The organism is Pseudomonas sp. IT-93MI4, from assembly GCF_949767635.1.
In the GTDB taxonomy this organism is placed as follows: Bacteria; Pseudomonadota; Gammaproteobacteria; order Pseudomonadales; family Pseudomonadaceae; genus Aquipseudomonas; species Aquipseudomonas putida_A.
In genome coordinates this window covers 485,106-498,340 of the sequence record NZ_CATKPP010000044.1, presented here as the reverse complement: position 1 = coordinate 498,340, position 13,235 = coordinate 485,106, and the positions used below count along the sequence as shown (strand labels likewise).

At 57.9% G+C, this 13,235-nt stretch carries 14 protein-coding genes; 6 read left to right on the top strand and 8 right to left on the bottom strand.

Annotated elements, in window-relative coordinates:
* Nucleotides 1-32 precede the first annotated feature (32 nt).
* A complete protein-coding gene (rimK, locus tag ACM6I7_RS19100) occupies nucleotides 33-938 on the bottom strand; it encodes a 30S ribosomal protein S6--L-glutamate ligase (RefSeq protein ID WP_007949201.1) in 906 nt (301 codons plus the stop codon).
* The gene (locus ACM6I7_RS19095) at nucleotides 935-1,396 is read right to left on the bottom strand and encodes an ATP-dependent zinc protease (RefSeq protein WP_007964698.1); all 462 of its coding nucleotides are present in this window, start codon (nucleotides 1,394-1,396) and stop codon (nucleotides 935-937) included. The genes rimK and ACM6I7_RS19095 overlap by 4 nt, the downstream gene beginning before the upstream one ends.
* 234 nt (nucleotides 1,397-1,630) lie before the next feature.
* On the opposite strand from ACM6I7_RS19095, the gene ACM6I7_RS19090 reads away from it, so the two are divergent.
* Nucleotides 1,631-2,038 (top strand): RNA-binding S4 domain-containing protein, encoded by a 408-nt coding sequence (locus tag ACM6I7_RS19090; RefSeq protein ID WP_098966686.1) that lies wholly within the window; start codon nucleotides 1,631-1,633, stop codon nucleotides 2,036-2,038.
* A gap of 166 nt (nucleotides 2,039-2,204) precedes the next feature.
* Here the strand turns inward: ACM6I7_RS19090 and ACM6I7_RS19085 are convergent, their stop codons facing one another.
* Nucleotides 2,205-3,008: a phosphatase PAP2 family protein gene (locus ACM6I7_RS19085; RefSeq protein ID WP_414889035.1), complete on the bottom strand. Its 804-nt coding sequence runs from the start codon at nucleotides 3,006-3,008 to the stop codon at nucleotides 2,205-2,207.
* Nucleotides 3,009-3,112: 104 nt separating this feature from the next.
* On the opposite strand from ACM6I7_RS19085, the gene hslO reads away from it, so the two are divergent.
* Nucleotides 3,113-4,015, top strand: a complete 903-nt coding sequence (hslO, locus tag ACM6I7_RS19080; RefSeq protein ID WP_247840776.1) for an Hsp33 family molecular chaperone HslO — start codon at nucleotides 3,113-3,115, stop codon at nucleotides 4,013-4,015.
* Nucleotides 4,016-4,196: 181 nt separating this feature from the next.
* Nucleotides 4,197-5,738: a phosphoenolpyruvate carboxykinase gene (locus tag ACM6I7_RS19075; protein WP_414889034.1), complete on the top strand. Its 1,542-nt coding sequence runs from the start codon at nucleotides 4,197-4,199 to the stop codon at nucleotides 5,736-5,738.
* Nucleotides 5,739-5,867: 129 nt separating this feature from the next.
* Here ACM6I7_RS19075 and ACM6I7_RS19070 read toward each other — a convergent pair whose 3' ends face one another.
* The 5 genes from ACM6I7_RS19070 to ACM6I7_RS19050 all read right to left on the bottom strand — a co-directional run bounded on the left by ACM6I7_RS19070 (nucleotide 5,868) and on the right by ACM6I7_RS19050 (nucleotide 8,923).
* Entirely contained in the window at nucleotides 5,868-6,467 is a 600-nt protein-coding gene (locus ACM6I7_RS19070) for a putative adenosine monophosphate-protein transferase Fic (protein WP_096796728.1), read from the bottom strand.
* On the bottom strand, nucleotides 6,467-6,637 hold the full coding sequence (locus ACM6I7_RS19065; RefSeq protein ID WP_096796727.1) for a YhfG family protein: 171 nt from the start codon (nucleotides 6,635-6,637) through the stop codon (nucleotides 6,467-6,469). Before ACM6I7_RS19065 ends, ACM6I7_RS19070 begins: the two co-directional genes overlap by 1 nt.
* A gap of 134 nt (nucleotides 6,638-6,771) precedes the next feature.
* Entirely contained in the window at nucleotides 6,772-7,071 is a 300-nt protein-coding gene (locus tag ACM6I7_RS19060; protein WP_096796726.1) for a hypothetical protein, read from the bottom strand.
* 342 nt (nucleotides 7,072-7,413) lie between these two features.
* Nucleotides 7,414-8,556, bottom strand: a complete 1,143-nt coding sequence (locus ACM6I7_RS19055) for a hypothetical protein (RefSeq protein ID WP_096796725.1) — start codon at nucleotides 8,554-8,556, stop codon at nucleotides 7,414-7,416.
* Nucleotides 8,557-8,638: 82 nt separating this feature from the next.
* Nucleotides 8,639-8,923, bottom strand: a complete 285-nt coding sequence (locus ACM6I7_RS19050) for a hypothetical protein (protein WP_096796724.1) — start codon at nucleotides 8,921-8,923, stop codon at nucleotides 8,639-8,641.
* A 302-nt stretch (nucleotides 8,924-9,225) separates the two neighbouring features.
* Here ACM6I7_RS19050 and ACM6I7_RS19045 point away from each other — a divergent pair, with 302 nt between their 5' ends.
* From ACM6I7_RS19045 to ACM6I7_RS19035, 3 genes are all read left to right on the top strand, one after another.
* On the top strand, nucleotides 9,226-9,729 hold the full coding sequence (locus ACM6I7_RS19045; protein ID WP_096796723.1) for a polysaccharide deacetylase: 504 nt from the start codon (nucleotides 9,226-9,228) through the stop codon (nucleotides 9,727-9,729).
* 181 nt (nucleotides 9,730-9,910) lie between these two features.
* Entirely contained in the window at nucleotides 9,911-11,845 is a 1,935-nt protein-coding gene (locus tag ACM6I7_RS19040; RefSeq protein ID WP_414889033.1) for an ATP-dependent DNA helicase RecQ, read from the top strand.
* A 142-nt stretch (nucleotides 11,846-11,987) separates the two neighbouring features.
* Entirely contained in the window at nucleotides 11,988-13,211 is a 1,224-nt protein-coding gene (locus ACM6I7_RS19035) for a 3-hydroxyacyl-CoA dehydrogenase (RefSeq protein ID WP_285373149.1), read from the top strand.
* The last annotated feature ends 24 nt before the right edge of the window (nucleotides 13,212-13,235 follow it).

Genomic DNA, 13,235 nt, shown 5'->3' with positions numbered 1-13,235 from the left:
GGCGGCCTGTCAGCCACCACATTTCAAACGGATCAGCCTTTGCCTTTGGTCCGGGTCATGTTCGGCCCGCCATTCTTCTCAAGGTGTTCGATGATGATCCCCGCCACGTTCTTACCGGTGGTGGTCTCGATCCCTTCCAGGCCCGGCGACGAGTTCACCTCCATCACCAGCGGCCCGTGGTTCGAACGCAGGATATCCACACCCGCCACGGCCAGCCCCATGACCTTGGCCGCGCGCAACGCGGTCATGCGTTCTTCCGGGGTGATCTTGATCAGGCTGGCGCTGCCGCCTCGGTGCAGGTTGGAGCGGAATTCCCCAGGCTTGGCCTGACGCTTCATCGCTGCGATCACCTTGTCGCCGACCACGAAGCAGCGGATGTCGGCACCGCCGGCTTCCTTGATGTATTCCTGGACCATGATGTTCTGCTTCAGGCCCATGAACGCCTCGATCACCGATTCGGCAGCCGTAGCGGTTTCGCACAGCACCACACCGATGCCTTGGGTGCCTTCCAGCACCTTGATTACCAGCGGCGCGCCGTTGACCATGTCGATCAGGTCGGGAATGTCATCCGGCGAGTGAGCGAAACCGGTGACCGGCAGGCCGATGCCACGACGCGACAGCAGTTGCAGCGAACGCAGTTTGTCCCGCGAGCGGGCGATGGCCACCGATTCGTTGAGCGGAAACACCCCCATCATTTCGAACTGGCGCAACACGGCGCAACCGTAGAACGTCACCGACGCACCGATCCGCGGGATTACCGCATCGAAGCCTTCCAGCGGCTTGCCGCGATAGTGGATCTGCGGCTTGTGGCTGGCGATGTTCATGTAGGCGCGCAGGGTGTCGATCACCACCATTTCATGCCCGCGCTCGGTGCCGGCCTCGACCAGACGACGGGTGGAATACAGACGCGGATTCCGCGACAGCACAGCGATCTTCATGCAACACCTGTGGAGGAGGTAGATACCGGGAACACCGGCTTGTCTTGTACATATTTGATGCCCGGATTGACCACCAACTGGCCATCGATCAGGGCTTTGGAACCGAGCAACAGGCGATAGCGCATGGACTTGCGGCAGGCGAGGGTGAACTCGACTGCCCAGACCCGATCACCGAGGGCCAGGGTGGTGCTGATCACATAGCGCACCTGCGCCTGGCCGTTGGAGCTTTTAATGGTTTTGCGCGTCACCAGCGGCGCTTCGCAGCGCCGGTGACGCAACTGCACCACCGTGCCCAGGTGCGCGGTGAAACGCACCCACTTCTCGCCGTCGCGTTCGAACGGCTCGATGTCGGTGGCATGCAGGCTGGAGGTGCTGGCACCGGTGTCGATTTTCGCCCGCAGACCGGCGACTCCCAGATCAGGGAGCGCCACCCACTCGCGCAGACCGACAACGGTCAAATGGTCAAATGTCTTCAAAGGTGCTCAACCGGCAGAAACCGCTCGGGCCGCGTGCGGCCGAATTCGCGGTATTCACGCAGAATAAGGGTTAAAAGGCGACAGATATCTACGGCCCGGATCGCCGACCCCTCAAGCAGGTGTCGGCAGGTGTGCATTGTAATCCGGGACGGGGTAATTCATGGCACGACAGAAACGGTAGTACAGTTCATCAATATTTCAGAATGAGGAAATTCCATGGCACAAAAAAGCGAAGAGGACGACAAGGTCCGTCTCGACAAATGGTTGTGGGCGGCGCGCTTTTATAAAACCCGGGCCTTGGCCAAAGCGGCCATCGAGAGTGGCAAGGTGCATTGCCGAGGCGACCGCTGCAAGCCTGGCAAAGAGCCACGCATTGGCGATGAATTCGAGATTCGTACCGGCTTTGAAGAGCGCACGGTGAGGGTTGAAGCCTTGTCGATCGTACGTCGCGGCGCACCCGAGGCGCAGACGCTGTATACCGAGACCGAGGCGAGTATTGCCAAACGTGAAGCGGCAGCGGCGATGCGCAAGGCCGGGGCGTTAGGTGTGAGTACCGACGGCAAACCGAGCAAGAAGCAGCGGCGGGATCTGTTTAAATTTCGTGGGAACAGCAATAGCGATTGACCGGCACGGCGCACCATTGTGGCGAGGAAGCTTGCTCCCGCTGGAGGCCGAAGGACTCCCAATCCAGTCGATCATGTATTTCAAAGTACAACCGAGTCGACTGGTTCAGTGACTGCTACGCAGCCAAGCGGGAGCAAGCTCCCTCACCACAGGTGTGTGCAAACTGTCAGTTCGCGGCAGACACCACACTCATCCGCGAAACCAGCGGCAGCTTGCCCAGTAAAGCGAAAACCGGCGCAGTCACCTTCAGCCAGAAGTTGGCGGCGTGATAAGCGAACGGTGTGTAGTAACCCCAACCCAACGCCCACACCGCCAGCAGCATGCCGCCGATGTAATCGTCCTGGCCCCAATGCGCGCCGGCCACCAGACGTGGCAGCATGAACAGTAACGCCAAGCCCCAGACTGTCAGGAACTGGCCGACAGTACGGCTGAATACGCCCATGAACAGCGCCCAGATCAGCAACACCGAAGCGTGGTCACCGGGGAAGCTCTGGCTCGAGCGATCCTTCAGCTCCCAGGCTTTTTCCAGATGCGGGAAATAGTCGCTCAGGTGCACCGCGCCTTCCAGCACCATCGATGGGCTGCTGTGCTGCCAGTCCATGTAGTCGGCGAATTTGGAAAACAGCGCGCGAATCACCACCATCAACAGCAGAATCGAGAAAAAACCGAAGAAGGCGCGACGTACATCAATCGCCTTGAACACCCAGTCACCCTTGATCAGCAGCGTCAGCAGAATCAGTCCGACGACGATGTCGAACGGACGCAGACTTGCAATTGCCCAGATGTGGAGCCATATGGGGTTGCTGGCCAGAGGTGCATTGAGCGAGCGGAACAGCCACTCGTCGAAAATCACACACAGCATCTGGCCCGTAGGCCATAACCAGAAAGCCAGTAGCGCCAATGGCACTACGTTGCACAGAACCAGCCGGCCGAGGTTCCACCGTGATTGGAACAAACCCGGATTGTTCATAAAATGCCTCCCGTGGCTGAACATTTCGCACCAAACGGGTGCGGAGAAGCGCGGGATTTTCATCTTTTGTAACCATTTTGTCATCAATTCAGATACCCAGACCTATGACCGACCTACCGGATACCGACTACACCCAACGCTTCATCTTCGATGACAGCGACACTCGCGGCGAACTGGTGGCGCTGGAACGCAGCTACGCCGAAGTTCTCGCCAAGCACCCGTACCCGGAGCCGGTCGCGCAATTGCTGGGCGAACTGATGGCGGCCGCCTCGCTGCTGGTAGGCACCCTGAAGTTCGACGGCTTGCTGATTTTGCAGGCACGCTCCGAAGGGCCGATTCCGCTGCTGATGATCGAATGCTCCAGCGAGCGCGAGATCCGTGGCCTGGCGCGATACAACGCCGAGCAGATCGCTGCGGATGCCACGCTTGCCGACCTGATGCCGGGCGGTGACCTGACCCTGACCGTCGACCCGACGATCGGCCAGCGTTACCAGGGTATCGTCGACCTCGATGGTGAAACCCTGTCCGAGTGCTTCACCAATTATTTCGTCATGTCGCAACAGGTCGGCACCCGCTTCAAGCTGTTCGCCGACGGCCGCCGTGCTCGCGGAATGCTACTGCAGCAACTGCCGGCCGACCGCCTGAAAGACGAAGAAGAGCGCGCCGAAAGCTGGCAGCACATCACCGCTCTGGCCAGCACCCTGACCGCCGATGAATTGCTCAGCCTGGACAACGAAACCGTCCTGCATCGCCTCTACCACGAAGAGCAGGTGCGCCTGTTCGATGTGCAGAACCTGCGCTTCCGTTGCAGCTGCTCGCGGGAACGCTCGGGCAATGCACTGGTCAGTCTGGGTCTGGAAGACGCACAGGCACTGGTGGCAGAACGCGGTGGCGAAATCGAGATCGATTGCCAGTTCTGCAACCAGCGTTACCTGTTCGATGCGGCCGATATTGCTCAATTGTTTGCTGGCGCAGGCGTCGACACGCCGTCAGATACCCGGCACTAAAACGGTTCAGCGCAGGTAAATTCACTGCGTAACGACGGAATTTCGCCGTTACGACGGGAGGACCCTACTCTTTTTGGGCTTTTCTGGCATAATCCGGCCCACTTTTTTCGCGGTAGTAGTGCACGACTTTCTACTACAAAACGTTTGGAGCACACTCGGCCACTGGCCGACGGGGAACCTCATGACGCAAGCCAATAACGCCGTGTACACCGATCTGAGTGTTGATGATCTGGTTAAAGAAGCCCTGCAACGCGGTGAGGGCGAGCTTGCCGATACCGGCGCTCTGGTAGTCCGCACCGGTCATCGCACCGGCCGTTCGCCAGTCGATCGTTTCATCGTTGAAGAGCCTTCCACCGAGGCCGCTATCGCCTGGGGCCCGATCAACCGCAAGTTCCCGGCCGACAAGTTCGACGCGCTGTGGGCTCGTGTCGAGGCGTTCAACAACGCGCAAGAGCACTTTGTTTCCCACGTGCATGTAGGTGCGGCTGAAGATCACTACCTGGCCGTGAAAATGACCACCCAGACTGCCTGGCAGAACCTGTTCGGTCGTTGCCTGTTCATCAACCCGGCCCAGTACAACCCGGCCGGTCGTGACGAGTGGCAAGTGCTCAACGTGGCCAACTTCGAGTGCGTGCCTGAGCGTGACGGCACCAACTCCGACGGTTGCGTGATCATCAACTTCGCGCAGAAGAAAGTGCTGATCGCCGGTATGCGTTACGCCGGTGAAATGAAGAAAGCCATGTTCTCCGTGCAGAACTTCCTGCTGCCGGCCGCTGACGTGCTGCCAATGCACTGCGCTGCCAACATCGGCGAAGAAGGCGACGTGACCCTGTTCTTCGGTCTGTCGGGCACCGGTAAAACCACCCTGTCCGCCGACGAGAGCCGTTACCTGATCGGTGACGACGAACACGGCTGGGGCGAAGGCGTTGTCTTCAACATCGAAGGCGGCTGCTATGCCAAGTGCATCGACCTGTCCGAGAAGAACGAGCCGGTCATCTGGAAAGCCATCAAGCACGGCGCAGTCCTGGAAAACGTGGTCATCGACGACGCCAAGCACGCTGACTACGCCGATGTCAGCCTGACCCAGAACAGCCGCGCGGCCTACCCGCTGGAGCACGTTGCCAAGCGTTCCGAGAAGAACCTGGGCGGCGAGCCAAACGCGGTGATCTTCCTGACCTGCGACCTGACCGGCGTGTTGCCGCCAGTGTCGATCCTCAACGAAGAACAAGCGGCCTATCACTTCCTGTCCGGCTACACCGCGCTGGTGGGCTCGACTGAAATGGGTTCGGGCAGCGGCATCAAGTCGACCTTCTCCACCTGCTTCGGCGCACCGTTCTTCCCGCGTCCGGCTGGCGAATACGCTGAGCTGCTGATCAAGCGCATCCGCGGCTTCGGCTCCAAGGTCTACCTGGTCAACACCGGCTGGACCGGCGGCGGCTACGGCGTCGGCAAACGCTTCAATATCCCGACCACCCGTGCGGTGATCGCAGCGATCCAGAGCGGCGCGCTGATCGGTGCCGCCACCGAGCACCTGGACACCATCAACCTCGACGTGCCACTGGCCGTACCGGGCGTTGAAACCAACCTGCTCAACCCACGCAACACCTGGGCTGACAAAGCTGCCTACGATGAAGCGGCCAAGGCGCTGGCCGGTCTGTTCATCGAGAACTTCAAGAAGTTCGAAGTGAGCGATGCGATCAAGGCTGCGGGTCCTAAGTTGTAAAATTGGTTGCAGTAATGAGAAAGCCGCCTCTAGGGGCGGCTTTTTTGTGGGTGACGGTTTAGCTGTCGTTATCGGCTTGATTGCCATTATTCCCGCAGAATTTGGGGTAAACGGCCAGAATAATGCCACTTAAGGGAGGAGTGGCCCGCCAATACAGTTCTCGAAGATATCTTCAAGTCCACGATAGTCACATGCAACCGCATCAACATTTGCCGAAATCCAAGCGTCTTCCTTGATCAGCCACCAATCAACCGTAAAGCCCGCATTGATGATGATCTGCTCAAAAAGGATGCGCTGAGCACGCCCGTTACCTTCGCGAAAAGGATGAATGACATTCAAGTCGCCATAGGTTTCGGCGATAGCCACGACGAGCTCTTCTTTGTTCAGCCCCACGAACCATGCATCACGTTCCATGGCGCGAAATATTTTCTCTGCCTCTGGGAGAATTCTTTCTGCGGTGCAGAAAAAGGTATCCCCCTTCTGAATGTTGACTGTTCGCGGCTGCCCGGCCCAGTCGTAGACATCGCAAAACAGAGTTCTATGGATATGTTGAAAAAGGGTTAGATCATATGGAGGGGGAAGAAGAGGAAATCGACTGATAGCGATCTCTGATAGTTCTCGCTCTGCTTTGTGCAGTTCTTCTTCACAGCGAATATTGAGCAAGTTACGCAGGACATCACTTCCAGGGTAGCAGTAGGGGTCTTGCCCGACCCCGTACTTGTCCACCATTAGCGTGTGTTCTGACGGTATTTTTCGATGACTGATTCCCGTGATGGAAGCGGTCTTTCAGCATCGCTACGATTGGTATCGAACCCTTCTAGACGCAGGCTCGCCAAGTAGTTAGACCGACGTACTTTTTCGTAATAAGCCTGCTTTTGCTGGAACGTCAATTTGCTCATGGCATGGGCCTCTTGGTGCAGGATTACAGTGTAGCGCAATCGTGTGGACGGATTGGTTGGGATTTTCGATGCTTGCACGAGTGTCGCTCATCTGTCTCAGGTTAGGCGTGAGAGCGACCGGAAGACTGTCAGCCTCAGAGCGGTGCTTTCCAGCCGAGCATCTGCTGCTGCGCGACCTGCAGCAGGTCACAGCCATCCTGCGTCAGCAGATAGAGGGCGTGGGTGATATGGGGGATGTCTTCGACGTCGGCTTGTTTGAAACTGAGGCAGTAGAGGGTTTTCAGCAGGTCGCTGGAGGCACGCAGGCGCTGGACGGCGCATTCGAGGATGTCTTGCGGGTTGGCCTCTGTGTCGATGATCAGGGGCTTGGTGTCGGTGAGGTTGGATTCGAGTGAGCGGTAGCGATCGAGGGGAAGCGGGGTCCATGCTTTCATAGTGTGTATTCCAAATGTCGTGAGGATTCATCCCACCGTGACCAAGCGATGGGAGGCGAACTGTGTTCGGGTTGGTCAACCGAAGGAACACACAAGTCCGGCACGCTCAAAGGCGTCCCAAACACAGCCACCATTAAGCGTGCAGACATTTGAATTGCCGGCAGCATACAACGGACGCATTTATGTGTCCCACCGGGTGACCAAGCCCGAGCCGCTGATTTGCCAGCGACAGTCACGACTATAGATTTGTGCCCTCAAGCCGCGATAGGCGACAAAGAGTCGTGGCATGTAGGAACGGGATGAAGATTGCATCGGACGTTCCTACCGATTTTTAATCGTTTTTCAACGTAAATGCTGATACGCCGAAATATCCAGCAAGCTGGTTGCCAGGCCGGTCGCCGGCTTGTAGATCTCGCCCTTCACGCTGGTGAACGGTACACCTTTGCTGCCCAGCGAAACGTAGCGCTCGCCTTGGTCCAGCTCGGTGAAGTAGGTGTAGGAATGTTTGTGCATCAGTGTGTATTTGGCTTCGTCGCGTGCGATGCCGTTGGTGAGGTTTTCCAGATCGGCCTGGGTCAGATTCAACGTTTTTTGCAGTTGCACGCCCCAGCGTTTGAGGCAGGTTTCGGCGAGGTGGCGCACGATGCGTCCGGGCTCGGACAGCGCTTTCAGATCACTGGCGCCGGTCGGGACGCCGCCGCTGCTGGTGGCATTGCCGGCCATGGTGGCGTGGCGGCCAGCCATAGGATAGATGTAGGTTTTAGTGCCGGTAGCGGTCTGTGGGATGACGCAGCTGAAACCTTTGGAGCGTTCGTCACGAGCATAGAACGCTACATACTCTTTGACATTGCCCGCGAGTTTGACGCGCTCTTCCTGAAAGTTACCAATGCCTGGCACGGGATCAAGCGCAAAGATATTGACCGGGATGTTTTTCAGCAGACTGTCCTTGAACATTGCATTGGCCAACATATGGCAACTGATGCCGCCCCGGCTCCAACCGACGAGATTGACTTGAGTCGGAATAACACCATCCTTGCGGTGGGTTTTGATGATTCCTTCCTGTAATTGCTGCTGGGTAATGCTGCGATTACCGTAATTATATTTGCGCCAGAACCAGGAACCCTCGACTTTTACATCTTCGATCGGAATGCCGGCAGCTTTCAGGCGATTGTATTCGGCTTCAGTCAGTTGCTCGCGTTGCCAGTCGCACTTGCCCTTGATGATGTTGAGCGCATGCAACACGTTTTCTTCCCAGCCCTTGCCGAACAAGGTGCCGCTCATGCCGTATTCCTTGGTCTTGGTAAATAGATCGTCGGCCTGCAGGTTGCCGCTGCCGGGGCCGTCCACCACGATCCACTCGGCAAACTCGTGGCCCAAATGATTGGAAGCCAAGGTGGAAATCAGTTCGCCGTTCCAGAAGTTTTCGTGGGTGACGTCGAATTTATTGGAACCAGTTCCGCAAAAAAATATAGTTAAAACAGTCATTGTGTTGCTCTCGGTTAAAGTAAGAGTCAACAACTTAGGTCTTTTTTGGCCGTTTATTAAAGCATTCTGTTGTTTCTGGATTTTAGTTGTTTTCAGTGTCGGTCTGTTGTTGGGTTTTATGTTTTGCTACTTCGAGCAAGTCACAGCCATCCTGCACTAATAAATAAAGAGCATTGACGATGTTAGGTATATCTTTCACGTCGGCCTGCTTGAAACATAAACAGTAAAGAGTTTCCAGCAGATCGCTGGCGGCACGCAGTCGCTGGTCAGCGGCATCAAGCAGATCGCGATGGCTGGACTGAGTGTCGATGACCAATACGGGATTTTCGTTGTAGCAAGTCTTCAAGGGGCGATAGCGGGTAATCATGGTGAGGCTTGTCCTTTACAAAGGCACTCGGGCGGGGCTGATTCAGTGGTCAGTCGCGCCGGCCACTATAGAAGTGCGTGGCGAGCACTCACAAGAGCGCCGCAATGGACGCCGTTCGTAGGGGATTTTCCGAGGGCCGGGCATATGCCCTACAAGGTTTTGCGGTTTTTTCGGGGTGAAACCCCTAGCGCAGAAATTTCCCACAGGATTCACAGGCGTTTCTTGGCAGATCTATGTATGGTGCGCGCCAGAATCTGTAGGACGTTTCCAAACGTCCGATACGCGCTTAAAGGGAATTGAGTATGCAGTGGCTACGTATGGCCTCGATTTTATTGCTGTGGGCCAGTGGTTGCCGTTTGGCCATGGCGTCTGATGCCGGCAACGGCTGGACGTTTGCCGACCTCGAACGCACCGGTTGGCCCGATGCGCTCTCCAGCCAGACTGGCATCGATACCGCCTCGCGCGCCGAGGTGTTGATGTTCGGCAGGGCCTTGCTCGCCAGTGAAGCGCTGGACGAGGCAGGGCTGGAGCAGCGACTGGGTGTGCCGCATGTGCAGCTCAAGTCGATCAGGCAGGTGCGTGACGGTCTGTGGGATCGTTTGCTGAGCACCTATCGCAACGCCAGCGTTGACTGTGACGGGCAGCCGTTCTGCCCGCGCGTGCGCAGTGTTGCGGAACTGCGGCAATTGGCGGCGGCCTTCACCGGTGACATCAGCCCGGCTCATGCGTTGTGGGCGAGCAAGAGCCAAGGCGTGCATGAGCAGGTGTTGAACGAGCAACTGCGAGTGGCGGTTTTGCGGCCCTGAACGGGTAAGGTTGTATCGCTGTTTTGTGCCCCTTCGCGAGCAGGCTCGCTCCTGCAGTGGACCGAGTTGTCTGCGCTATTGGCTGTATCATCCCGTATTGAATTGACCCCGGCCTTTTCTCGACTCGCTGCGATCGCCCGCTAGGCTGTTGGCATCACAGCGGTCAACGGAGTGACAGCGCATGCACAACACCCTGGAACAGGTTTTCGGTTATCCACAGTTTCGACCCGGGCAGGAAGCCGCGATCAGCGCGGTACTGGCCGGGCGCTCGGCGGCAGCGATTTTCCCCACCGGGTCTGGCAAGTCGCTGTGCTATCAAGTACCGGCACTGTTGCTGCCACATCTGACCCTGGTGGTCTCGCCACTGTTGGCGTTGATGCAGGATCAACTGGCATTCCTCAAGCGTCACGGCATCAGTGCCGGCAGCATCGATTCGGCACAAAGCCGCGATGACGCCAATGATGTGATGGCCCGCGCCCGTTCGGGTGAATTGAAGATCCTGATGATCTCGGTGGAGCGCCTGAAGAACGAGCGTTTTCGCAATTTTTTGCAGCAGGTGCCGATCTCGCTGCTGGTGATTGACGAGGCGCACTGCATCTCGGAGTGGGGCCACAACTTCCGCCCCGACTACCTGAAGCTGCCGGACTATCAATGCCAGTTCAATATCCCGCAAACCCTGCTGCTGACGGCCACGGCGACGCCGAAAGTCATCGCCGACATGCAAGCCAAATTCGCCATCGCTGCCGAAGATGTTGTGACCACCGGTTTCTATCGCCCAAACCTCAATCTGCTGGTAGAACCGGTGCGTGGCCAGGACAAGCGCCGGCGGCTGGTGGAGTGGATGAGCGAGCGCGCGAGCCAGCCGAGCATCGTCTACGTCACGCTGCAGAAAACCGCCGAGCACATCGCCGAACATCTGGGGCGCAACGGCATACAGGCCGAGGCTTATCACGCCGGGCTGCCCAACGATCAGCGCGAGGCGATCCAGAAGCGCTTCATGGCCGGGCAGTCCAATTGCATAGTCGCAACCATTGCCTTTGGTATGGGCATCGACAAGAGCGATATCCGCAACGTGATGCATTTCGACCTGCCGAAATCCATCGAGAACTACAGTCAGGAAATCGGTCGCGCCGGGCGGGACGGACAGCCGTCGGATTGCCTGGTGCTGGCCAACCGCGACAGCCTCAACGTGCTGGAAAATTTCGTCTACGGCGATACCCCGGAGCGCGAGGGGATACGTTGTGTGCTGGAGGAAATGCAGGCTGCCGCAGCTGAAGGGCAGTGGGAATTTCTGCTCGGGCCGTTGGCGGATCAGAGCAACATTCGCACGCTGCCGCTGAAGACGTTGTTGGTGCAAATGGATCTGCGCGGCCTGATTGCTCCGCGCTATGCCTATTACGCCGAATACCGTTTCAAATACCTGCTGGAGCCGGAAGCGTTGCTTGAGCGTTTCGAGGGAGAGCGCAGGGAGTTTGTCGCGGCCATCATTCACACCTCCAGCCGCGCACGTACCTGGGCCACGGTGAATTTCGAGGCGATGTACACGCAGTATTCGGCTGAGCGCAATCGGGTGGTGACGGCGCTGGATTATTTTCAGGAGAAGGGCTGGGTCGAGCTTGAGAGCAAGCAGATGACCGAGGTCTACAACGTGCTGCACAGCGATTTCGACAGCGCTGTGCTGAGCGCCGAGTTGCACGAGTACTTCACCCGGCATGAACAGACTGAAGTCGCGCGGATTCACGCCATGCTCGAACTGTTCGCCACTGAGCGCTGCCTGGGTTATCGCCTGGCCGAGTACTTCGGCGACCACAATGCGCCCGAGCACTGCGGGCACTGTTCGGTGTGCCACGGTGATGTCGTGCGGCTTCCGGCACCTCCCGAGTTGCCAGCCCTTGTGGATAAAAATTTTGCGGCGTTGTGCGGTGATTTTATCCACAGGCACGAACAGCACACCGGCCATGTGCCGACGGCGGAGCGCCTGACGCGTTTTCTGTGCGGGATCAGCGTGCCGCTGTTTACCAAGTTGAAGGCGCGGACGATCTCGGGGTATGCGGCGCTGGAGCAGTATCCGTACGCGGAAGTCCGCAGTTGGGCTGACAATCATCTGCTCGAGTAAATACAAACCCTGTGGGAGCGTGTGATGCCATGGCGGCCTGTATCCATGCGCTGAATGTCGCTCATCACGGTAATAAACTTCAAAAACGCCCAGTGCCTGACTATGGTGAAGGCTGTCTTCGGATCGCCAACAAGAGAACAACATGAGCCAGACATCCTTCGATATTCAGCAAGCTGCCGTGATCGGCGCGGGCACCATGGGCCGCGGTATTGTCATGTGCCTGGCCAATGCCGGCATCGCCGTGCAGTGGGTCGATAACAATCCACAGATGCTCGAACAGGCGCTGGGCACCGTGGCGCAGACTTATGCACACAACGTGCGCCAGGGCCGGATCGATCAGGTCGAAGCGGATGCACGTCTTGCCCGGATCAGCGCGGCGGCGGATTACCCGGCAATCCGTAATGTCGATCTGGTGATCGAAGCGGTGTACGAAAACCTCGCGCTCAAGCAGAAGATCTTTCGCGAACTGGATGGCCTGCTCAAGCCTGAGGCGTTGTTGGCGAGCAACACCTCGGCACTGGATATTGATGCGATTGCCGCTGCAACAAAACGTCCATCGCAAGTGCTCGGCCTGCATTTCTTCAGCCCCGCGCACATCATGAAACTGCTGGAAATCGTTCGCGGGGCGCAGACTTCACCGGCGGTATTGGAAGCCGCACTGACTCTGGGCAAGCGCATGGGCAAGGTCAGTGTGGTGTCGGGCAACTGCCACGGTTTTATCGGCAATCGCATGTTGCATCCGTATGTGCTGGAGGCGCGCAAGATGCTGCTCGAGGGCGCTTATCCACAGCAGGTCGATACGGTTTTGCAGGGCTTCGGTTTCGCCATGGGACCGTTCCGCATGTATGACGTCGTGGGCATCGATCTGGAATGGCGCGCGCGCGAATTGGCCGGCAAGGGGCAGGATGCGCCAGAGGTTCAGGTCGACAACCGCTTGTGCGAGATGGGCCGATTCGGGCAGAAATCCGGCAATGGTTATTACCACTATGAGCCAGGCAGTCGTCAGGCCGAGCATGATCCCGAGGTCGATGCGCTGATATTGAGCGTCAGCGAAGGCCTCGGCTTTCAGCGCCGGGAGATTGGGTCCGAGGAAATCCTCGAGCGGTGTCTTCTGGCGCTGGTCAACGAGGGCGCGAAAATTCTGCAGGAAGGCATTGCCGAATCGGCGCATGACATCGATCAGGTGTACCTCAATGGCTACGGCTTCCCGGCGGACAGAGGCGGCCCGATGGCCTGGGCGGACGATCAGGGGCTGGCGGACATTCACAAGCGCTTGCTGGCGCTGGAGACGCGACAGGGCGATCAATGGCGGCCGGCGCCACTGATTGGCGAGCTGGCGGCGCGAGGCAAAGGTTTTTACCTTTAGACTGGACAGATAACTCAAGGAGTC